Raw genomic sequence first — 21,487 nt, 5'->3', positions numbered from 1 at the left:
ACTGCCGGTGACAAACCGGAGGAAGGTGGGGATGACGTCAAATCATCATGCCCCTTATGACCTGGGCTACACACGTACTACAATGGCCGGTACAACGGGCAGTGAAGCCGCGAGGTGGAACCAATCCTAAAAAGCCGGTCTCAGTTCGGATTGCAGGCTGCAACTCGCCTGCATGAAGTCGGAATTGCTAGTAATCGCGGATCAGCATGCCGCGGTGAATACGTTCCCGGGTCTTGTACACACCGCCCGTCACACCACGAGAGTTTATAACACCCGAAGTCGGTGGGGTAACCGCAAGGAGCCAGCCGCCGAAGGTGGGATAGATGATTGGGGTGAAGTCGTAACAAGGTAGCCGTATCGGAAGGTGCGGCTGGATCACCTCCTTTCTATGGAGAATCGTCTTCTGCAATGAAGACATTCAAAACTAAAATCTAGCCAGGTCGGCTAGTTGCTCACTCGTTGCTCAGTTTTGAGAGCTCAAACTCTCAATCATCTCATTTTTTCGACCGACACTTATGGTGAACGGACCGAAGAAACCGATTTGTTCTTTGAAAACTAGATATCGAAACGAAACAAACGCGAATTAGAACATTCCTTTTAAGGATGAATGCTGGCTCGGTTCAAGTAACCGAACAACAATCATCCGAGCTGAACTTGTGTCAACAAGTGAAGTGTTTATAAGGTAGATTGCTGGAGCGAGTGATCGAAATGGAGCGACTTTTGGCTTTGAACGAAGTTCAAAACAAGGGAAGCGACAGCTCGAACACGAGCGAACTGGTTAAGCTGCTAAGAGCACACGGAGGATGCCTAGGCGCTAGGAGCCGATGAAGGACGTGGCGAACAACGATACTGCCTCGGGGAGCTGTAAGCAAGCTTTGATCCGGGGATGTCCGAATGGGGAAACCCAGCTGGGGTAATATCCAGTTACTCACAACTGAATACATAGGTTGTGCAGAGGCATACCAGGGGAACTGAAACATCTAAGTACCCTGAGGAAGAGAAAACAATAGTGATTCCGTCAGTAGCGGCGAGCGAACGCGGAGAAGCCCAAACCAAAGAGCTTGCTCTTTGGGGTTGTGGGACGTCTCACATGGAGTTACAAAGGAACCGGTTAAGCGAAGAGGTCTGGAAAGGCCCGCCAAAGAAGGTAAAAGCCCTGTAATTGAAAGTCTGTTCCCTCCGAGACGGATCCCGAGTAGTGCGGGGCACGTGAAACCCCGTATGAATCCGGCAGGACCATCTGCCAAGGCTAAATACTTCCTAGCGACCGATAGTGAAGCAGTACCGTGAGGGAAAGGTGAAAAGCACCCCGGAAGGGGAGTGAAATAGAACCTGAAACCGTGTGCTTACAAAAAGTCAGAGCCCTATGTTGCGAACTTGTTCGTCAACAGGGTGATGGCGTGCCTTTTGTAGAATGAACCGGCGAGTTACGTTCCCGTGCAAGGTTAAGGTGAAGAGCCGGAGCCGCAGCGAAAGCGAGTCTGAATAGGGCGATGTAGTACGTGGACGTAGACCCGAAACCGGGTGATCTACCCCTGTCCAGGGTGAAGGTGCGGTAACACGCACTGGAGGCCCGAACCCACGCACGTTGAAAAGTGCGGGGATGAGGTGGGGGTAGCGGAGAAATTCCAATCGAACTCGGAGATAGCTGGTTCTCCCCGAAATAGCTTTAGGGCTAGCCTCGGAAAACAGAGTCGTGGAGGTAGAGCACTGATTGGGTGCGGGGCCCGCAAGGGTTACCAAGCTCAGTCAAACTCCGAATGCCATAGACTTACTTCCGGGAGTCAGACAGTGAGTGCTAAGATCCATTGTCAAAAGGGAAACAGCCCAGACCATCAGCTAAGGTCCCCAAGTGTGTGTTAAGTGGGAAAGGATGTGGAGTTGCACAGACAACCAGGATGTTGGCTTAGAAGCAGCCATCATTGAAAGAGTGCGTAATAGCTCACTGGTCGAGTGACTCTGCGCCGAAAATGTAACGGGGCTAAACACACCACCGAAGCTATGGCTTGATGCTTTGCATCAGGGGTAGGGGAGCGTTGTATAAGGGTTGAAGGTGTACCGTAAGGAGCGCTGGACATTATACAAGTGAGAATGCCGGTATGAGTAACGAAAAGATCAGTGAGAATCTGATCCGCCGAAAGCCTAAGGGTTCCTGAGGAAGGCTCGTCCGCTCAGGGTAAGTCGGGACCTAAGGCGAGGCCGAAAGGCGTAGTCGAAGGACAACAGGTCGAAATTCCTGTACCACCGTAAATCGTTACGAGCGATGGGGGGACGCAGTAGGGTAGTGACGCAGGCTGATGGATGCCTGTCCAAGCAGTAAGGCTGATGTGTAGGCAAATCCGCACATCATAAGGCTGAGCTGTGATGGGGAGTGAAAATTACAGTAGCGAAGGTCATGATCTCACACTGCCAAGAAAAGCCTCTAGCCAGATGAAGGTGCCCGTACCGCAAACCGACACAGGTAGGCGAGAAGAGAATTCTAAGGCGCGCGGAAGAACTCTCGTTAAGGAACTCGGCAAAATGACCCCGTAACTTCGGGAGAAGGGGTGCCCCGGTAGTGTGAATAGCACGAGGGGGCCGCAGTGAAAAGGCCCAAGCGACTGTTTAGCAAAAACACAGGTCTGTGCGAAGCCGTAAGGCGAAGTATACGGGCTGACGCCTGCCCGGTGCTGGAAGGTTAAGGGGAGTGGTTAGGGAGTAATCCCGAAGCTGTGAACCGAAGCCCCAGTAAACGGCGGCCGTAACTATAACGGTCCTAAGGTAGCGAAATTCCTTGTCAGGTAAATTCTGACCCGCACGAATGGCGTAACGACTTGGGCGCTGTCTCAACGAGAGATCCGGTGAAATTTTAATACCTGTGAAGATGCAGGTTACCCGCGACAAGACGGAAAGACCCCATGGAGCTTTACTGCAGCTTGATATTGAATTTGGGTACGATCTGTACAGGATAGGTGGGAGCCTTTGAAGCATGAGCGCCAGCTTGTGTGGAGGCACCGTTGGGATACCACCCTGATCGTATCTAGGTTCTAACCTGGTGCCCTTAGCGGGTACGGGGACAGTGTCAGGTGGGCAGTTTGACTGGGGCGGTCGCCTCCTAAAGAGTAACGGAGGCGCCCAAAGGTTCCCTCAGAATGGTTGGAAATCATTCGAAGAGTGCAAAGGCATAAGGGAGCTTGACTGCGAGACCTACAAGTCGAGCAGGGACGAAAGTCGGGCTTAGTGATCCGGTGGTACCGCATGGAAGGGCCATCGCTCAACGGATAAAAGCTACCCTGGGGATAACAGGCTTATCTCCCCCAAGAGTCCACATCGACGGGGAGGTTTGGCACCTCGATGTCGGCTCATCGCATCCTGGGGCTGAAGTAGGTCCCAAGGGTTGGGCTGTTCGCCCATTAAAGCGGTACGCGAGCTGGGTTCAGAACGTCGTGAGACAGTTCGGTCCCTATCTGTCGTGGGCGTAGGAAATTTGAGAGGAGCTGTCCTTAGTACGAGAGGACCGGGATGGACGTACCGCTGGTGTACCAGTTGTTCCGCCAGGAGCACCGCTGGGTAGCTATGTACGGACGGGATAAGCGCTGAAAGCATCTAAGCGTGAAGCCCCCCTCAAGATGAGATTTCCCAGTATGTAAGACCCCTTGAAGACGACGAGGTAGATAGGCTGGGGGTGGAAGTGCAGCAATGCATGGAGCTGACCAGTACTAATCGGTCGAGGGCTTATCCAATAGCAGGTTTTAAGTCGCGTGAGTTTCGTTTCGAATCTAGTTTTCAGAGAACAACACTCTGAATGACATGAAAATCGGTACATCCCTTAAGGTGTGGTTGGTTTTCAGTTTCAACTGAATGGAAAGAAGTACAACTTCGATCCAATCGCGTTTGGTGGCGATGGCGGAGGGGTTCCACACGTACCCATCCCGAACACGACCGTTAAGCCCTCTAGCGCCGATGGTACTTGGACCGCAGGGTCCTGGGAGAGTAGGACGCCGCCAAGCGATTCCCTTTGGGATATTTTTTTTGCCTCCCTTGTTAGGGAAATGGGATAAACATGCGGGCCTTTAGCTCAGTTGGTTAGAGCGCACCTCTGATAAGGGTGAGGCCGGTGGTTCGAGTCCACCAAGGCCCATAGTAACTAAATAAGAAGTACATGAATGGGGCCATAGCTCAGCTGGGAGAGCGCCTGCCTTGCAAGCAGGAGGTCAGCGGTTCGATCCCGCTTGGCTCCACCATTCCCTGATAGCTCAGTTGGTAGAGCACTCGACTGTTAATCGAGTTGTCACAGGTTCGAGTCCTGTTCGGGGAGCCATGGAGAGGTGTCCGAGCTGGCCGAAGGAGCACGATTGGAAATCGTGTAGGCGTCACAAGCGTCTCGAGGGTTCGAATCCCTCTCTCTCCGCCACAATTATTTTAGCAGGGCCCGTTGGTCAAGGGGTTAAGACACCTCCCTTTCACGGAGGTAACAGGGGTTCGAATCCCCTACGGGTCATATATATGGAGGCTTAGCTCAGCTGGGAGAGCATCTGCCTTACAAGCAGAGGGTCGGGGGTTCGATCCCCTCAGCCTCCACCATATATTTTTATTAATGACGCGGGGTGGAGCAGCCCGGTAGCTCGTCGGGCTCATAACCCGAAGGCCGCAGGTTCAAATCCTGCCCCCGCAATTGCAGCTTTCCTAACCGAAAGTGATCTGGAACCGTGGTGTAGTTGGCCTAACATGCCTGCCTGTCACGCAGGAGATCGCGGGTTCGAATCCCGTCGGTTCCGCCATCTTTAATTTTTTACACCGTGCCGGTGTAGCTCAACTGGTAGAGCAACTGACTTGTAATCAGTAGGTTGGGGGTTCAAGTCCTCTCGCCGGCACCATTTTAGTATTTTGCATTCAGAAGGTTATAAAGAGTATAATATATATTCTGAGGGTAATACTAAAAACTCATGCAATGATGTTTAACTGTTATGGCGATCGTGGCGAAGTGGTTAACGCACCGGTTTGTGGATCCGGCATTCGGGGGTTCAATTCCCCTCGATCGCCCCATCAATTTTCTTAATGGGGATTAGCCAAGCGGTAAGGCAACGGACTTTGACTCCGTCATGCATAGGTTCAAATCCTATATCCCCAGCCATTTACTATGAGTCATTAGCTCAGCTGGTAGAGCACCTGACTTTTAATCAGGGTGTCGAAGGTTCGAATCCTTCATGACTCACTTTCATATTATGCGGTCGTGGCGGAATTGGCAGACGCGCACGGTTCAGGTCCGTGTGGGCTAACCCCCCGTGGAGGTTCGAGTCCTCTCGACCGCACCAATTGTTTTGCGGAAGTGGCTCAGCGGTAGAGCATCGCCTTGCCAAGGCGAGGGTCGCGGGTTCGATTCCCGTCTTCCGCTCCAATATTTGCGCCCTTAGCTCAGCTGGATAGAGCGTTTGACTACGAATCAAAAGGCCGGGAGTTCGAATCTCTCAGGGCGCGCCATTATTTCCTTTCATATCGGGATGTAGCTCAGCTTGGTAGAGCACCTGGTTTGGGACCAGGGGGTCGCATGTTCAAATCGTGTCATCCCGATTTTTGTTTATGCGGGTGTAGTTCAATGGTAGAACTTTAGCCTTCCAAGCTAATAGCGTGGGTTCGATTCCCATCACCCGCTTTCTTCTTTAATAAGGAACACCTGCAGATTGCAGGTGTTTTTTTGTTGTAGTTGGATATGCATATGGTCACAGCTTACCTCCCGCCTGGCATAAAATGTCTCGAATTAAATTCATAATGAGATTATAAAAAAAGAGCTCCTTTTCCTGCATCAGTACGCACAGGAAAGGAGCTCTCATTATGGATTAGATCCTGAAATCTGTTTACGATTCAATCCAGTTTCATACAACTTTAATATCTTTCCAGAATGGTCTGCGTCTTCAGCCCATCGGCAGGGATTAACCAATTCTTGTTTTGAAGCAATTGCAGCAGCTGGCTGCGTAGACCAGTGACGGCTGCCGGGTCGTCTGTTTTGAATGAAACCTCGACGATATTCTCCGTACCTGTGCCTGTGACGCTGCGGATTGGCCATACCTCCAGGGTAAGCTCCTGACCGTTCCATGTGCCTTCATACCGCTGGAAGGTGATGGGGCCAAAAGCACGGGCCTGTGTCAGCTGTTGTTTGCCCCAGTTAGAGGCAGACCAGTTTTTCAATTTACCGGGGAGTTTGTCCAGCAGCAGGTTCAGGGCATCTTTCTCGGAAGGCAGCTGTGTGCCAGTTATTCTGCTATCTACTTTCTTTGTATTGGAGAAGCTCAAGGTCTGTTTGCCATATCCCCAGTCAATCTCTGCCTCATAGTTATCATCTGATGAATCAAAACCTTCCTGGTTTGCAAGTGTCAACGCTGCATCGATGTCCCCGTTAATGACAGGATAACGCTTTTTATAGGTTAACTCGTAGTTGTTTTTATCATCCTTTTTGCGAAAACGGACATTCCAGCCTTCTGCATCCAATCCGAGAGCATGGGTATCAAAGTATTCTACATTGATATGTCGTGGTGCAGCATTCAGCCCAAGGGTCTGAATGGTTTCACTTCGGGGTGTCCCGTCGTTATTTAATACAAGCTCCGGCTTCGCTAGAAACTTCACTTCATATGCGGGAACGGCGTTGGCAGCGGCGGAAGCCTGCGGCGTTTCCAGAAATGTCAGTCCACTTCCCATAGTGACAATGCTCAGCATCAAAGAGACGGCTGCCTTTTTCCATTTTTTCAAGACCAATCACTCTCCTAATCGGAATTAACGTACAGTCCTCACTTTAACGTCAGAGAATGTGAGGGCGATTAAAGGGAAGCGCACATTACGTTAACCCTGCATAGATTTCATGAATGGTCAGCCATAGTTTATAACGGTTCAACTGACAGGCTCAGACGGCATAGCAGCGGTCCTCATACCGATAACCTCGCGCAGCACGGTTTGGAAGCGATCGACTTGAACAGAAGGATGGCGGTCCTTGTTATGTATCATATAGATATGACGCGGTGCCTGCTCTCCCGGAATAGGGAGCACGTGAATGATTCCTTGTCGTTCTTCCCACTGTACTGCCATCCGTGACATGAACGAGATATGACCACCGATTAATACGAGCTGTTTGATCGCCTCCAGAGAATCCATCTCAACTGTACTCCGCAGCCGGATATCATGCTGTTCAAGCCATTGGTTGGTCAGCTTTCGTGTACTTGACTCATCACCATGTAACGCGAAGGGGACTTGTACGATATCTTCAGGATGCAGCAATTCTTTATGCGCTAACCCATGCTTGGGAGAGCAGATAAGCACGAGATCATCCTCACACAGCGTCTCTGAGTGTAATGTGGGTCCAACAAACGGCTCTGACGAGATGATACCGAGATCAAGCTGATGTCGGATGACCATCTCGCGGATGACCGGGGCCGGTTTAATCGACAACACCAATCCAATGCCGGGAAACACCTGAGAGAAGGAATGCAGCATCGCAGGAAGCAGATACGTAGCGGGTACATAACTTGCTCCAATATGGAGCGTACCCCGGTACAGACTGCCGTATTCTTTGACTACACGGCGTGCCTCCTGGGTCAGTGCATTGATTTTGACAGAATAATGAAGCAAAGCTTGTCCAGCCTCGGTTAGAAATGTCTTTCCACTACGTGATTCGAATAAACGTACTCCCATCTCTTCCTCCAGCGACTTCATATGAAAGGTGACGGTCGGCTGTTTAATCCCCAGTAATTCTGCCACACTTGTCATATGATGATGCTTGTCGATCAGCTCGACAATTTGCAATTTAATCAGATTCAACCTCTCCGCACTCCTCTCGTTTCCATACACCTCTTTGGTGTTCATGACAATACGATGCTTTCGATGAGAAAAAATGATGTCATATCTATAGATTTAATCTATGAAGATCAACAGAATTCATCCAAAAAGTTAATTCCCATTTTACAAACATAACAAACAACTCTCGAAGGCGAGCGTTAGACTGAGAACAGTACAGCAAAGAATGCAGGAAAGAAGCAGAAAGGAAGCTGTTCAGTACCAGAGAAGTACACAGGGAATAAGCCTAAATAGGTCAGGCAGCCTAACGAGACCAGTGCAAAAGAGGAACGCGAGAGGTCAATATATCAAGAAACCATCTGAAATAAGCACAAGAGATCAATCCAAGAAATAAGTACAAAGATTTAACACAGAAGATAAGTACAAAAGACAGGCAGGGATGCTCATGAAACTGGAGTTAACGGGAGTTCAAAAATCATTTCATCAAATTCCTGCACTACTGCCCACTGATCTGACGCTTGAACATGGAAAATTCACAACGCTGCTCGGCCCTTCGGGCTGCGGTAAAACGACGCTGCTCCGCATGATTGCCGGGCTGGAACAGCCGGATGCGGGGGAGATTCGTGCAGATGGTGAATATATCTACTCTGCAGCCAAGCGGATCGATACACCGACACACAAGCGCAATCTGGGGATGGTGTTTCAGGATTTTGCACTATGGCCGCATATGACGGTATATGAGAACGTGGCTTTTGGTCTGAAAGCCGGCAAACAGAAGTCTGATCTGCGGCAAAAGGTGAATGAAGCCCTCGGCATGGTTCGCCTGCAAGGCATGGAGGATCGGTACCCACATCAGCTGTCGGGTGGACAGCAGCAGCGGGTTGCTTTTGCCAGAGCGGTAGCCGTGAAGCCGGGTGTTATCTTGTTTGATGAGCCGCTGAGCGCACTGGATGCGGTGCTTCGGGAAGAGATGCGGATTGAGATGATGTCACTGGTGCGTGATATGGGGCTAACTGCCCTGTATGTGACGCATGATCAGATCGAGGCAATGTCAATGTCGGATGAGATTGTGGTGATGCAGAAGGGGCGGATTTTGCAAAAAGGTACCCCGGAAACGATCTACTCCGCACCAAGTGGCCCTTATGTCGCGTCGTTTATCGGAAAGTCTAACTGGCTTACGCCGAATGAATCCATGGTTCGTCCGGAACATGTGACCTGGAGCAAAACAGAGCATGACGATTTGGGCTATCCCGGAATCATCCGCAGCGTCAGTTATGTAGGAGAACGCTACGAGGTACGTGTGCAGATGGAAGGGCTGGACGTGTGGACGGCATATGCGAACCAAAGAGTAAGCATTGGCGAGAGAGTACAGCTCTATGTATCGCCGGACCGAATCTGCCGGATGTTTGATCAGCAGGAGAGCGATAGCCATTCTGGGCTGAATGGGCAGCATTTGGATCAAAAGCCGGGTAGAAAGCAGCGGGAAGTGATCGCCGCCGCCAACTAGACGGTATCGCCGAAACGAACTTTGTCATCGGAATGGAATGTATACAAACTATAGTTCAACTTATATAGAAACAACATTAGCAGTTGTTCTTATACTAATCTAAGGGAGATGTCATGATATGTTCGGTATGAAAACACGTAAAAAGAGCGCAGCACTTCTATTAACAGCAGTGATGAGTCTGAGTCTGTTCGGATGCAGCACCGGGAACACAACAACTGGAAATGCAGCGAAGCCCGCGGGAGAAGGAAATGCAGCAGCCGCAGCGGACACGGCGAGCAAGGCAGCAGGTGGCAAACTGGTCTTGTACAGTGCAGGGCCGCAGAAGCTGGCAGACAATATCGTGAATGGATTTACAGCCAAGACAGGTATTGAAGTGGAGATGTTCCAAGGCACGACAGGTAAAATTCTCGCTCGTATGGAAGCAGAGAAAGCGAATCCAGTCGCAGACGTTGTTATTCTGGCTTCCTTGCCTTCGGCACAAGCACTGAAAGCAGATGGACTCACCCTGCCGTATCCGGAAGCAGCTCATGCGGACAAGCTGAACAAAGATTGGTCGGATGCAGAGGGTAACTATTTCAGCAGCAGTGCTTCTGCACTGGGCATTGTGTATAACAGCAAGCTGGTAACTGCACCGCCAAAGAGCTGGGCTGACCTGGCAGCACCAGCATGGAAAGATGCGGTGAATATTCCTGATCCGACATTGTCAGGCTCCGCACTTGATTTCATCACAGGTTACCTGAGTGCCAATGGTGAAAAAGGATGGGATCTGCTGAATGCCTATAAAGCAAACGGTGTCGCTATGGCAGGAGCCAATCAGGAAGCCCTTGATCCAGTGATTACGGGCGCAAAAAGCATTGTAGCAGCAGGTGTAGACTACATGGCCTATTCCGCCAAAGCCAAAGGCGAACCACTCGATATCGTCTACCCTGAAGAAGGTACAGTGATTAGCCCAAGACCGGCAGCCATTCTGAAATCCAGTCCTAATGTAGAGAATGCCAAAGCATTTATCGATTACCTGTTATCGGATGAGGCACAAAAGCTGGTTGCAGATGCATATCTGATTCCAGGCCGCGAAGACATTGAAGCAGCGAACCGCGCCAACGTAAAGGATATCCCGCAGTTGAAAGTGGATTGGACATGGATGAGCGAGCATGGGGATGAGACCGCAGCCCGTTTCTCCGAAACTTTTAAATAAGTGAACACAAATACAGAAACGGTGGACAACAGGAGATGCTGCTGTCTTGACGTGGAAATTCATGTGAGGTGAGCGTAGTGAAACCTGTTGTAACGGATAACAACCGTATTTTTCGGAGAGTGGGCGTGGTGCTGGCCCTCTTTCTGCTGACAATCAGTATTGGGATGCCGCTCTTGCTGATCTTCTGGCAAAGTGTATACCCGAATGGGCAGTGGGACTGGATGGCTCCGATTCGAACAATTACCGGTCATCATCTGTCCGGTGTGCTGCTGAATTCAGTATGGCTGGGCATCTGCGTGGTGGCGTTAACAACGCTGCTCGCACTGCCGCTCGCCTGGATGATGGCCAAAACCGGAATGGGTGAGCATCGCTGGGTCGATGTCATTCTGATGATTCCATTCATGACCCCGCCGTATATCGGCTCGATGGGCTGGATTCTGTTTATGCAAAAAGGGGGATACCTCCAGCAGTGGGCGCCCTCATCTGCAAACTGGAGTGAGCTGTTCTTCAGCTTTTGGGGCATGGTGATGATCATGAGTCTGCACCTGTTCCCATTCCTGTATTTGCTGCTGCGGGATGCATTGATTCGCATCGGGGGCAATCTGGAAGAAGCGGGAGCCGTGCACGGTGCACGTGCAGGATATCGGTTCAGACGTATTATTTTACCCCTGCTGCTGTCGTCTTACGGGATGGGGATTATGCTTGTTTTTGTCAAGACGATTGCAGAATTCGGCACACCCGCGACTTTTGGACGCAAGATCGGATATTATGTCATGACCTCTGAAATCCATAAATACATCTCCAGCTGGCCCATTGATTTCGGGAAGGCGACTTCGCTGGCATCTGTGCTGCTGTCCGTCTGCCTGGTGATGTGGTATATGCAGTCCGCGATCAGCCGGAAGTTCACGTATCGTCTCGTAGGTGGCAGAGGACAGCGCTCGAAGCGTTACTCCCTGCGAGGCTGGGCAGGATGGTTGTGCGGTACATATCTGGCCATCCTGTTGATTCTATCGATCGGCATTCCATACTTTTCGATCATCGCGGCTTCCACGATGAAGCTGCGGGGAACCGGACTGGCTCTGGATAATCTGACATTGGAGCACTACCGGGAATTGTTATCCTGGGGTTCTGTGAGTATGAAGGCGATCGGGAACAGTCTGGGATTGTCGCTGGCGGCTTCTACGGTGGCAGTCATCATAGGCACCGGGTTTGCGCTGGCAATTGGCAAATCATCTTCGTTCATGCAGCGGGTTATCGACCTGTTCAGTCTACTGCCAAACACCGTGCCAGGTATCGTTATGGTGGTTGGTCTGATTCTGTTCTGGAACTCCCCGTGGATGCCTATGACGCTGTACAACACCTACGGTATGGTGGTGCTCACCTATGTTGTACTGTTCCTGCCGTACACCGTGCAGTATGTTAAATCAAGCTTTACCCAGATCGACGGCACGCTGTTTCAGGCGGGTCAGGTGTTTGGCGGCAGGCCGCTGTACATTTTGCGGCGTATCCTTGTGCCACTGATCCTGCCCGGCATGCTGGCCGGCTGGATGATGACATTTACGATTGCGACTAGGGAATTGGTCGGCTCGCTGCTTATTCTTCCGCCGTCGATGCAGACGTCGGCGACGTATATTTTTGCCCAATTTGAACAGGGCCAGGTATCGCTTGGAATGGCAATGGCTGTGGTAACCGTCGGGATGACAGTGCTGATGCTGCTGGGGATAGAGATGCTGAATTCAAAGAGAAAGTGGAATGCTTCATGATCAAACTGAATGTATGGGGCGGTGCGGGCGAGCACGGACGTTCCGCCTATCTACTTAGCGGGAGCCGTCAGCGTTTACTGCTGGATTGTGGTGTGAAAAAAGAGGGAAGCGGCGAGTATCCGCTCATCGAACCGGAGGTCGTGCCGCAGCTGGATGCCCTGCTGTTGTCCCATGCGCATGAGGATCACTCTGCTGCCATTCCGCTGCTCTACAAGCTGGGGTATACAGGGGAAGTGTGGACAACACGCGAGACAAAGGAGCAGTTAACAACGTATTTTAAAGCTTGGCGTCGTAACATGGAACATGCAGGTCAACCCCTGCCCTATGGTGAAGCGGATGAGCGGCTTATTCGCTATCGGTTTTTGGAGGATGAAGCCGAGCGTGAATGCTGGTTTGAACTGCTGCCTGGTGTGTCAGTGATCTGGGGTCGAAGCGGACATCTGGCTGGATCCGTCTGGCTCGGGATTGAGATGGAAGGGAAGCGAATTCTATACTCCGGTGATTACACATCAGAGTCTATGCTGCTGCAGGCAGATGATGTGAACGATGGGTTCCAGCGTGCAGATCTGGAGCGTCAGCATAGAACGTGGGCGGAGTCCATTCCGATTTCGATAGGGGGGACTCAAGGTCTACAAGAGAAGTATAATGTGGCTGATAAAAAAATGATTCAACAGGCAGCATATGTTCAGGCTCATGCTCTTGGGGCTACCAGAGCTGAAGAAGCAATGGTTGATTCTTCTGTAGGTTCTCTCGCTGCTTCTCTTGGTTTGAAGACGGAATCACGTCTATATCCCTCCGTGTCCACGGATGACAAAGCCATTGCAGACCAGAGGCCCAGGGGTGAACGAACGAAAGAAAACACGGTTATACCTTCTCCAACGAGAGTCAGCCTTGATCTGGCAATCATAGATGCCGCATATGGAACGGATAGGGACACACAGGCAGACAAGCTGCAGCAGTTGGAGCATGCCATCAGTAAGGCGCTTGGCTGCGGTGGCAAGGTGCTTTTGCCGATGCCTGCAGTAGGCCGAGGACAGGAGCTGATTCTGTGGGCACAGCAGTGCTTTCCAGATATGCCGCTGATTGTGGAGCAGAAACTAGCGGAAGGTATGGGGCAATTGAACCGCGCACCCTTCTGGCTTAGAGAGCAGGAGGGTGAGATCCTCAAGCGTACGCCTGCTGACAGTATTGCAAGATTTCTGAGCGGGGAAGGTTGGGAAAGAGTTGGTACAACCGAAGAGCGAACAAGGTTGCTCACAAAATATGAAGCTTCGCTCTGGTTTATTCCAGACGGAATGATGCAGTCTTCACTGGCACAATGGTATTACAAAGTGTGGGCATCTGATGCGAACAATCTGATTCTGCTCACCGGGCATACTTCGGCTGGCACATTTGCCTATCAACTGCTCGAAACCCCGGAGCAATACGGTGTATGCAGGGTGGAAAAGGTTCGTTATAAGGTGCATCAAGGCTGGCAGAATGTTGAGCACATGTTTAATCAGATATCTGCCCGGCATAGCGTGCTTGTGCATACAGATCTGGCCGAGACAGAACGGCTGAGGCAGGGTCTGCTGGGTGGACTTTTTCGACCAGAAGCAGATATTGATCTTCTGTCTCCTGGTGATGAATTAATCTTTTGAAGGGTGGCTTGAAAAATAACGCCCACTTTGCTGCATGGATAGTTCGAACTGAGTGAAAATGGCACTTAGTAGGCCTTTTAGCGTATTCGTTTTTGAGATTTAGCCGCAGTGCAGCATCAATTAACTATACCTCAATTAGCCAGTTCCGTCTCTCCCGGCCTGCAGCATTGAACAAGCCGCACTTTCCATGCTGCTGGAGATTCATGTTCCAGATCACAGTAAGAACGTGGAGCTGTCTTTGCATTCGATTCTATCCATTCACAACCAATACGACCCTCCCTTATCTAATCGGGTGCTGCAAAGCGCGTGACAGCAAGGTGAATGAATATACAGTTGTTGATGTTCCAAGTCACAAGGACCATTTCAGCATCTATCTCCACATGAAATTGAAGAGGTCCTTGCCTGAACGCAAGAACCTCTTTTTTATGTGATCGGGTTTCACTTGTTGTTCCCGAGCCTACAGTCAGAATTTTAGATTGAGTTGAGATGATTCCTATTTGGTTTCGTACGATCCTGCACGTTCTACAATTATATTCCAATCTTCATTCTCAAAAAGGATGTTGTTTTCATCCTCGGGTTTGCCGATCCGCACTTCAAGGATGACCATTCTGGTTTCAGCGAGAATAGAATAGACGCTCTCCGAGGTGATCTTGAACTGATTGCCGATTGTCACCTGAGTGACCTGTCCGTTGATAAGCAAGTGACCGCTGCCTGCTAGTACCGTCCACGCTCTACATCCTGCCCGGTGCCAGTGCAGTCCGATATGTTTGCCCGGTAGAACCGTTGTGTTCAGTGTGGTTACGGTTGTATTTTCATCTTCTGTCGAGCTCTCTATGACACGATAACTGCCCCAGAATGCTTCGCCATACATTGGTTTTAGTGGCAAGCTGCCTAATTGTGCTTTAATTTCATTTGAATTATTTTTGTTGGCAATGAGAATGCCGTCAGGACTTGCGGCAGCGATAATACCTGGCACACCAATGATTTGCACGGGGTAGGGAAGCTCATTAATAATATAGGAATCGAAGGAAGATCCCGAGATTCCACCATGTCCGAATACATGGGAACCTAACTGAGCGCATAGCGTATCCCAGCTTCCGATATCCTGCCATATTCCCTTATAAGGCATTACTACGGCCCGCTGCGCCTTTTCTGCAACATGCTTGTCAAAACTTCGTTCAGGCAGTACTTCATACAGGGATGACAATTGGTCATAATGAACGGGAAGTCCCATTTTTTGAATATGGGATATCATAAATTCGACGGTGAACGCGTATACGCCGCAGTTCCATAGTGCCCCACGCTGTAGTAGAGTTTCAGCAATGGCGGTTTCGGGTTTTTCTATAAATTGTGTTATTGGCGCATAAGCATTACGTTCTTCCCTACCCGGCAGGATGTATCCATACTGGTCTGATGCATGTGTAGGCCTTGTCCCAATTAAAGCAATATCGGCTTGAGACTGTTTCAATATGTCCGGCAGTAATTGAAAGTTGCTGAAAAAATCTTCACCTGCGAACACATCGGCAGGCGCGATACAGATTACATCGTCATTTTTAGCCATTCGAAAGGATCGAAGATATAAAGTTGCTAAGGCTGCGGCAGTAAAAGTACCTCGCTTATAAGGTTCCCCGATGACTGGTATTTTGCCTTGAGTATGTCGAGCCGTAATGTTAGCCTGATCCTGATGTGAAATAATGAGCGTTGAATCCGTTAAGCATGAACTTTCAAGCTGGCGGCATACTCTGCTGATCATGGATTCCCTACCTCCAGCGGGTGATGGAAGTATATCTACGAACAGCTTGGAGCGGAGCTCATTGGATAACGGCCAGAGCCTTTTGCCAGAGCCGCCGCACAGCAGTACGATATGCATGGGCTTCCTCCTTAAGCTCAGGGAGCTTTACTATAGATTTTACGTTTATGAAAGGAAAGAGAACGATATTTAAGAGCCAGATTACGGATTTGTTGCTCTTTTAGCGAAGAAGCATTCATATTCAGACTTTTATTCATCGAACTTCTAAGGACCAAGCTGCCCGGGTTCTTCGTATACATAAAATTGGCATACGTTTCATACTCGGAGAAACCAAACTGTTTCTTCTTATTGATACTGGAGATGATCGCTTTGTACCATGGCATCTTATGAACCGCTTCAATTTTCTGTTTTAGGGCAGAGAGTTTCGATTTTTCGAACAGCATATAATGGGTGACAAAAGAACGGGGACGCGGAGCTTTCATGCCTAACAACTTACGGTAGGTATTGAAATATTCTGGCTGGCTCCAATCACGGCAGTAAAATACCGTTTTGCCTTCTACAATAAATGAATGAGGTTTAATCAGTACAGTATCCGCATCCATGACTAGAAAGTACTTTGCCTTCACAATGGAATCTCCGTTCATTTTGAGCAGTTGCTGATATAACCAGCCTGAGCGATTCCAACGGGAGGACTGGTAGTGTATCTCGTTTTTGGTTAGAGGCAGGACGGATCGCTCATTAACAAAAATGCAGTTTTTACGGGAGCAAAGTTTTCTGATTTTGGTGCTGACCGGAGAAACAATATATATGCTTCCGATGGGATGTGTTACATAACGGCGAATGTTATCAATGACGTGGGGGAGGGTAGCCAGATCTTTCTCGATCGCTGGTATAAGAACATCAATCTTTGTCGCAGTATTCAACTGCATTCCACGCTGAATGGACATCTTCTCAACTCCTTGCACAAATCGTTATGACTTCTTCATGGTATGTGTGCAAAAGTGTTTTGGTCAGGGCATGTGCTAATATACATTTTTTACGAATAGGGGCTTTTGTAGAGGGTTCCTATATCGGTATTACATATAATGCATGCAGGATCTTGATCAAACAGCAGGCTTTGATACGGTTGCTGAAGGGAGAATGTACGACATGGGATTTGATAAATTGCAGCCATTAAGAAGCAAGTGGTTAAAAACAAAATTGATCATTAATAATGAATCTATTAAACCGTTTATCCCAGACACACAGAAATATAACAAAGCGAATCTGAAATCCATGATAAGCAAATATGGAATGGTCTATGTCAAACCCGAGAGAGGTACTTTCGGGATGGGTGTCATTAAGGCCGAGATGGAAGATCATCAACATTTTGTCTATCAGCATGATCAAAAACGTCTGACTTTTAACAGCTTTGAATCGTTCTATACCAGTCTGACACGTTTGGTGCATAAAAGAAGCTATCTGATTCAGAGAGGGATCCATCTTCTTAAGCACAACAAGAGACGTTTTGACATCCGAGTCATGATACAGCTGAGCCCGAACAAGCAGTGGGAAGCTACCGGAGTCATCGGCCGACTGGGTCATCCAAAGAAAATCGTAACCAATTATCATAGTGGTGGTACACCGATGGATATTCACAAACTGCTAAACTCTCATGCATCCACAAAACGCAGGAATGAACTGGTTCAGGAGATGAACGAACTTAGCCTGCGCATAGCTCGTCATATGAAGAAAAAGTACCCGTATCTTAATCAAATTGGTGTAGATATCGGACTGGACCACAGTTTAAAACCCTGGATTATTGAGGTGAATGTCAAACCTGACCCCTTCATATTCAATCAATTAAAGGACAAGACGATGTATCGCAAAGTAATACGATATCACCGTCATGCTGCGAAAAAACAAACGAAATAACAGAACGGATTTTTCATGAGAAATTGGCTGGGGAATATTACCAGACCAAAAGTCGCCAATGTGGCGACTTTTTTTACGTTTTATTTTAATAATTTAACAGTGAATTAACTATTTGTTTTTATTCGACGTTATGTTATGTAGTTATATATCAGCATTATTCTCCACATGGATTGATAGGTATCAACGTACAGAAGTCCTGATTCCAACGATGGATACTCTCTACGTGATTAAAGAAGGCTGAGCATTTCGGATCTGTGCTGTCCTAGGTCTTGTGCATTACAGGACTTATGCTCATTTTCAATTTGCTGGATTATTTGTAAGGCTTCGGGATGTAGTGGATTAAATCTGACGCATTTCGAGGTAGGGGATGTATATGGTTTTGTAATTAAGTTTCATAATATAATTGACTTGTGAAATTTTATATCATATACTGATTGAAATATGGACAGGATGGGCTGGAAAAGCATCCGTTCTAGGGGGGAGTAACCGTATGGATACACGTAGGGATATCGGCAGTTTTCCGATGTGGGAGAGGTACCGTTCGAAACGGGAGCATCTGGTGGTCGGATTAATGTCCGGCACATCGCTGGATGGAACGGATGCTGCGCTGGTACATATACAGACAGATGCGCACGGAGCGTTGCAGCGGATGGAACTGATTGATTTTATCTGTACTCCATATACGAATGAGCTTAAAGAGGTGCTGATTCGTCTGTGCTCCCCTGAAACAGCACGTGTAGATGAGCTGACAACAGCCCATTTCGGTGTATCGGAATGGTACGCACACAGTGTAAGGCAGCTGCTGGATTCGGCTGGTATATCCCCTCAGCAGGTGGATGTGATCAGCATGCACGGACAGACGATCTGGCATGCTCCTGTACCTTCTGCTTTTCCAAGCCCGTCTGGTAGCGGAAATTGGAATGTAAGCTCTACCCTGCAGATTGGCGAAAGTGCTGTGGTGAGAGAACGCACCGGTCTTCCGGTAATTGGTAATCTGCGTGCACGGGATATGGCAGCAGGTGGGGAAGGCGCCCCGCTGACTCCTTACGCAGATGCATTGATGTTCCGCAGTGATACAGAAGGACGTCTGGTGCAGAATATCGGCGGTATTGGCAATGTAACCGTGCTCCCGGCAGGATCATCGGAGGCCGGGGTGTCGGCTTTTGACACAGGACCGGGGAACATGGTGATCGATGCGCTGGTTCGGCATGCCACTGAAGGAAGACAGCACTATGATCCAGAGGGAAGCATGGCTGCCAAGGGAACCGTGCACCCGGAGCTGGTGGAATACGGTCTGAATGATGAATATTTCCGGCGGCAGCCTCCCAAGAGCACCGGACGTGAAGTCTATGGTGCGGATTATGCCAAGCGGCTTATGGAATTTGCGGCAGCTCGTTCTCTTCCGCTGGAAGATATGCTGGCTTCCGCAACCTGGCTCACAGCCGAGACGATTGTGCGTGCTGTGGAGGATTTTATACTGCCCCGAACGTCAATTTCGGCAATGCTTACCTGCGGTGGCGGTACGTCTAATGACACACTAATGAGGATGATCCGGCAGAGACTGCCTGAATCCATTCGCCTGGAGCGTACAGCAGACTACGGTGTTCCGGATGATGCGAGAGAAGCGATGGGATTTGCCCTGCTTGGACATGAGGCATTGATGGGAAGAACGAATACACTTTCTGGGGTAACCGGGGCGAAACACGCGGTGATCTCGGGCCATCTGACCCTGTAGTGGCTATTGAATTGCCCATTTAAGCCGTATTTCAGATTAGACGCGGCAGGAAATATAGTGATAAAATGCTTGTACAAGATAACAGTACGGAAAGGAGGAGCGGATGGAAGGCATGAAAGGTGGACTTGTACGTTTACGCGCATTACTGGATGATCTGACTCCGTCGGAACGAAAGATCGGAGCTTACATTCTTGAACATCCCCAAGAAACGGTGCAGTCGTCCGTTGCCCAGCTGTCCGAGCGAAGCGGGGGCAGTCCGGCGGCTATCATTCGTCTGTGCAAATCACTTGGCGTAGCAGGGTTTCAGGAGCTGAAGCTTAAGATTGCCGGAGATTTACAGACGAATGACCCGTATCAATATACGGAGATTCGCCCTCAGGACTCGGTAGAGAGTATTATCCAGCATGTGTCCACTAACAATATACAATCGATTAAGGACACGGTTCATATTTTGGACCCGAGGCTTGTGGAACAGGCAGTTAACCTGCTGCATGAGGCCAAACGGATCTTTTTTTACGGCGTGGGGGCGTCTAATCTGATTGCACTCGATGCACACTACAAGTTCATGCGGATTAACCGTACCAGCTTTTCATTCGCCGATCCTCATATGCAGATCTCTTCTGCAACGACTCTTCGGGAGGATGATGCAGTCGTCTGCATCTCGTATTCGGGTGAGACCTCCAATGTGATTTCCTGCCTGAAGCATGCTCGTGAAGGCGGCGCAGCGACCATCAGTATTACCAAGTGGGGCAGCAATACGCTCAGCAGTCTCGCGGATGTTCCTTTGATGATTACGTCCACCGAGAGTGATATTCGCAGCGGAGCCACCTCTTCACGAATTGCGCAGCTCAATGTTATTGATATTCTGTATCTGGCGATTGCGAGCCGGGATTATAAACATTCGGTGCAGTATCTGGAGAAGAGCAGACAGGCTATTCTGGAGCATAAATGAGTGCCGGGTTACTTGTTACTTGTGCTATGCATAAACTTAAAATGATGAGAATCCCTTGCGGTTACAAGCATAGGGATTTTTTTGATGAGAATCACAGAATTAATATAGGAAAATAAAACAAAGAGAAGCCCTGCCTTCTGGCGTGGCCCCTCTCATTCTATACTGAATGCAGCTTGTCGGCGCTCGATAATCGTTACGTCCGTCCAAGCCATTTTTATCTATTCATCCTGCTGGACAGTCGCATTCGTTATCCATGCTTACCGCTGTCTGCCAGCAGGATTGTCTTACAGGCTTATTATGTGCAATTCTTAACCCACACCCACATGCATACATAACCTACATATACATACGTGCTGGCGATTTATCAGCCTGAGCCGGTGATTGCATGGCGGACAAAACCGTCTGCCTGCTCCAGGCGTCGCGCTGCTTCTGCTGCATCGACATCAGCCATCAGCATGACGATGGCTGTTTTGACATGGCCATCGGCTTCGGTGAAGGCTTGTTCAATCTCGTTTTCCTTCGCTCCGGTTGCCAGTTGGATCATGCGTTTTGCGCGGTGCACAAGCTTTTCATTGGATGGATTCAAGTCTACCATGAAATTACGGTAGACTTTGCCTAGGCGAATCATTGCCGTGGTTGTCAGCATGTTCAGAATCATTTTTTGTGCGGTGCCCGCTTTCATGCGGGTAGACCCCATCACCACTTCCGGTCCCATGACCGCTTCAATGCTCACATTCGACAGTGAGCTCATAGGCGTATCTGAATTGTTGCTCAGCCCAATCACTACAGCCCCAATCTGACGAGCATACTTCATGGCTCCAATGACATATGGGGTACGCCCGCTGGCTGCAATGCCGACCACAACGTCGTTAGCATTCAGTCCATGATTCTCCAGATCGGTTCCTCCGGCCTGCTCACTGTCTTCCGCTCCTTCTACCGGATCTTTGACTGCCCGAAATCCTCCCGCGATAATACCCTGCACCATAGAAGGCGGGGTGCCATAGGTAGGCGGGCACTCCGAAGCATCGAGAATGCCCAGACGACCGCTTGTGCCTGCACCTACATAAAACAATCTTCCACCGGATTGAAAACGGGCTACAATGAGATCGGCCGCTTGGGCAATGACTGGAATCAGCGGCTGAATAAGTTCGCCAATCCGCCGGTCCTCGCGGTTAATGAGTTCCATGATCTCTGCTGAAGGCAGCTGATCGATATGGTCTGTCTGGGGGTTAGGCTGTTCCGTTACTAACGAGTTAAGCGTATGATTCAT

12 protein-coding genes, 17 tRNA genes and 3 rRNA genes (1 of these 32 cut by a window edge) are annotated in these 21,487 nt (G+C 49.4%); 27 read left to right on the top strand and 5 right to left on the bottom strand.

Features of this window, described 5'->3' with window-relative positions; translation table 11 throughout:
- The 20 genes from ABXS70_RS24430 to ABXS70_RS24335 form a co-directional block, all read left to right on the top strand.
- A 16S ribosomal RNA gene (locus tag ABXS70_RS24430) occupies positions 1-386 on the top strand (it extends 1,169 nt beyond the left edge of the window).
- Positions 387-776: 390 nt separating this feature from the next.
- Positions 777-3,722, top strand: a 23S ribosomal RNA gene (locus ABXS70_RS24425).
- A 150-nt stretch (positions 3,723-3,872) separates the two neighbouring features.
- Positions 3,873-3,989 (top strand): 5S ribosomal RNA (gene rrf / locus ABXS70_RS24420).
- Together the 16S, 23S and 5S rRNA genes with 17 tRNA genes alongside form the textbook arrangement of a ribosomal RNA operon.
- Positions 3,990-4,046: 57 nt before the next feature.
- Positions 4,047-4,120: transfer RNA gene (locus ABXS70_RS24415), tRNA-Ile, on the top strand.
- Positions 4,121-4,147: 27 nt separating this feature from the next.
- Positions 4,148-4,223, top strand: a tRNA-Ala gene (locus ABXS70_RS24410).
- A 1-nt stretch (position 4,224) separates the two neighbouring features.
- Positions 4,225-4,300: transfer RNA gene (locus ABXS70_RS24405), tRNA-Asn, on the top strand.
- A 1-nt stretch (position 4,301) separates the two neighbouring features.
- Positions 4,302-4,393, top strand: a tRNA-Ser gene (locus ABXS70_RS24400).
- Between the two features lie 15 nt (positions 4,394-4,408).
- Positions 4,409-4,480, top strand: a tRNA-Glu gene (locus ABXS70_RS24395).
- 7 nt (positions 4,481-4,487) lie between these two features.
- Positions 4,488-4,563, top strand: a tRNA-Val gene (locus ABXS70_RS24390).
- 17 nt (positions 4,564-4,580) lie between these two features.
- Positions 4,581-4,654: transfer RNA gene (locus ABXS70_RS24385), tRNA-Met, on the top strand.
- A 28-nt stretch (positions 4,655-4,682) separates the two neighbouring features.
- Positions 4,683-4,760, top strand: a tRNA-Asp gene (locus ABXS70_RS24380).
- Positions 4,761-4,780: 20 nt separating this feature from the next.
- Positions 4,781-4,856, top strand: a tRNA-Thr gene (locus tag ABXS70_RS24375).
- Between the two features lie 93 nt (positions 4,857-4,949).
- Positions 4,950-5,025, top strand: a tRNA-His gene (locus ABXS70_RS24370).
- Between the two features lie 13 nt (positions 5,026-5,038).
- Positions 5,039-5,113: transfer RNA gene (locus tag ABXS70_RS24365), tRNA-Gln, on the top strand.
- 8 nt (positions 5,114-5,121) lie between these two features.
- A tRNA-Lys gene (locus ABXS70_RS24360) sits at positions 5,122-5,194 on the top strand.
- A gap of 12 nt (positions 5,195-5,206) precedes the next feature.
- Positions 5,207-5,294 (top strand) — tRNA-Leu (locus tag ABXS70_RS24355).
- 8 nt (positions 5,295-5,302) lie between these two features.
- Positions 5,303-5,377 (top strand) — tRNA-Gly (locus tag ABXS70_RS24350).
- 6 nt (positions 5,378-5,383) lie between these two features.
- Positions 5,384-5,460: transfer RNA gene (locus ABXS70_RS24345), tRNA-Arg, on the top strand.
- Positions 5,461-5,476: 16 nt separating this feature from the next.
- Positions 5,477-5,550: transfer RNA gene (locus ABXS70_RS24340), tRNA-Pro, on the top strand.
- 11 nt (positions 5,551-5,561) lie between these two features.
- Positions 5,562-5,632 (top strand) — tRNA-Gly (locus ABXS70_RS24335).
- 230 nt (positions 5,633-5,862) lie between these two features.
- Here ABXS70_RS24335 and ABXS70_RS24330 read toward each other — a convergent pair.
- The gene (locus ABXS70_RS24330) at positions 5,863-6,723 is read right to left on the bottom strand and encodes a hypothetical protein (RefSeq protein WP_366291532.1); all 861 of its coding nucleotides are present in this window, start codon (positions 6,721-6,723) and stop codon (positions 5,863-5,865) included.
- Positions 6,724-6,861: 138 nt separating this feature from the next.
- Positions 6,862-7,785: a LysR family transcriptional regulator gene (locus ABXS70_RS24325; protein WP_366291529.1), complete on the bottom strand. Its 924-nt coding sequence runs from the start codon at positions 7,783-7,785 to the stop codon at positions 6,862-6,864.
- A gap of 421 nt (positions 7,786-8,206) precedes the next feature.
- Between ABXS70_RS24325 and ABXS70_RS24320 the strand changes: the two genes are divergently transcribed.
- From ABXS70_RS24320 to ABXS70_RS24305, 4 genes are all read left to right on the top strand, one after another.
- Positions 8,207-9,268 (top strand): ABC transporter ATP-binding protein, encoded by a 1,062-nt coding sequence (locus ABXS70_RS24320; RefSeq protein ID WP_366291526.1) that lies wholly within the window; start codon positions 8,207-8,209, stop codon positions 9,266-9,268.
- Positions 9,269-9,386: 118 nt separating this feature from the next.
- Positions 9,387-10,463 (top strand): ABC transporter substrate-binding protein, encoded by a 1,077-nt coding sequence (locus tag ABXS70_RS24315; protein ID WP_366291523.1) that lies wholly within the window; start codon positions 9,387-9,389, stop codon positions 10,461-10,463.
- 164 nt (positions 10,464-10,627) lie between these two features.
- Positions 10,628-12,226: an iron ABC transporter permease gene (locus ABXS70_RS24310; protein WP_366296762.1), complete on the top strand. Its 1,599-nt coding sequence runs from the start codon at positions 10,628-10,630 to the stop codon at positions 12,224-12,226.
- Complete coding sequence (locus tag ABXS70_RS24305; protein ID WP_366291520.1) at positions 12,223-13,866, top strand: MBL fold metallo-hydrolase; 1,644 nt, start codon at positions 12,223-12,225, stop codon at positions 13,864-13,866. Before ABXS70_RS24310 ends, ABXS70_RS24305 begins: the two co-directional genes overlap by 4 nt.
- A gap of 493 nt (positions 13,867-14,359) precedes the next feature.
- Here the strand turns inward: ABXS70_RS24305 and ABXS70_RS24300 are convergent, their stop codons facing one another.
- Together ABXS70_RS24300 and ABXS70_RS24295 are read right to left on the bottom strand one after the other, a co-directional pair.
- Positions 14,360-15,736, bottom strand: coding sequence for a sugar phosphate nucleotidyltransferase (locus ABXS70_RS24300; protein ID WP_366291517.1), 1,377 nt, complete (start codon positions 15,734-15,736; stop codon positions 14,360-14,362).
- A gap of 17 nt (positions 15,737-15,753) precedes the next feature.
- On the bottom strand, positions 15,754-16,563 hold the full coding sequence (locus tag ABXS70_RS24295) for a DUF6492 family protein (protein WP_366291514.1): 810 nt from the start codon (positions 16,561-16,563) through the stop codon (positions 15,754-15,756).
- 202 nt (positions 16,564-16,765) lie between these two features.
- Between ABXS70_RS24295 and ABXS70_RS24290 the strand changes: the two genes are divergently transcribed.
- The 3 genes from ABXS70_RS24290 to ABXS70_RS24280 all read left to right on the top strand — a co-directional run bounded on the left by ABXS70_RS24290 (position 16,766) and on the right by ABXS70_RS24280 (position 20,217).
- Positions 16,766-17,530, top strand: coding sequence for a YheC/YheD family protein (locus ABXS70_RS24290; RefSeq protein WP_366291511.1), 765 nt, complete (start codon positions 16,766-16,768; stop codon positions 17,528-17,530).
- Positions 17,531-18,020: 490 nt separating this feature from the next.
- Positions 18,021-19,265, top strand: coding sequence for an anhydro-N-acetylmuramic acid kinase (locus ABXS70_RS24285; RefSeq protein WP_366291508.1), 1,245 nt, complete (start codon positions 18,021-18,023; stop codon positions 19,263-19,265).
- 112 nt (positions 19,266-19,377) lie between these two features.
- Entirely contained in the window at positions 19,378-20,217 is an 840-nt protein-coding gene (locus ABXS70_RS24280; RefSeq protein WP_366296760.1) for a MurR/RpiR family transcriptional regulator, read from the top strand.
- A 364-nt stretch (positions 20,218-20,581) separates the two neighbouring features.
- Here the strand turns inward: ABXS70_RS24280 and murQ are convergent, their stop codons facing one another.
- Positions 20,582-21,487 (bottom strand): N-acetylmuramic acid 6-phosphate etherase, encoded by a 906-nt coding sequence (gene murQ, locus ABXS70_RS24275; RefSeq protein WP_342553852.1) that lies wholly within the window; start codon positions 21,485-21,487, stop codon positions 20,582-20,584.

It is taken from the genome of Paenibacillus sp. AN1007 (assembly GCF_040702995.1).
Taxonomy (GTDB): Bacteria; Bacillota; Bacilli; order Paenibacillales; family Paenibacillaceae; genus Paenibacillus.
The sequence above is the reverse complement of the archived record's forward strand: the minus strand, read 5'-3'. Positions and strand labels throughout refer to the sequence as shown.

Bases quoted from the DNA above. Each gene is read 5' to 3' on its own strand.
- ABXS70_RS24320 (WP_366291526.1), top strand. From the start codon at position 8,207: ATGAAACTGGAGTTAACGGGAGTTCAAAAATCATTTCATCAAATTCCT.
- ABXS70_RS24315 (WP_366291523.1), top strand. From the start codon at position 9,387: ATGTTCGGTATGAAAACACGTAAAAAGAGCGCAGCACTTCTATTAACA.
- ABXS70_RS24310 (WP_366296762.1), top strand. From the start codon at position 10,628: ATGCCGCTCTTGCTGATCTTCTGGCAAAGTGTATACCCGAATGGGCAG.
- ABXS70_RS24305 (WP_366291520.1), top strand. From the start codon at position 12,223: ATGATCAAACTGAATGTATGGGGCGGTGCGGGCGAGCACGGACGTTCC.
- ABXS70_RS24300 (WP_366291517.1), bottom strand. From the start codon at position 15,736: ATGCATATCGTACTGCTGTGCGGCGGCTCTGGCAAAAGGCTCTGGCCG.
- ABXS70_RS24295 (WP_366291514.1), bottom strand. From the start codon at position 16,563: ATGTCCATTCAGCGTGGAATGCAGTTGAATACTGCGACAAAGATTGAT.
- ABXS70_RS24290 (WP_366291511.1), top strand. From the start codon at position 16,766: ATGGGATTTGATAAATTGCAGCCATTAAGAAGCAAGTGGTTAAAAACA.
- ABXS70_RS24285 (WP_366291508.1), top strand. From the start codon at position 18,021: ATGGATACACGTAGGGATATCGGCAGTTTTCCGATGTGGGAGAGGTAC.
- ABXS70_RS24280 (WP_366296760.1), top strand. From the start codon at position 19,378: ATGAAAGGTGGACTTGTACGTTTACGCGCATTACTGGATGATCTGACT.
- murQ (WP_342553852.1), bottom strand. From the start codon at position 21,487: ATGAATCATACGCTTAACTCGTTAGTAACGGAACAGCCTAACCCCCAG.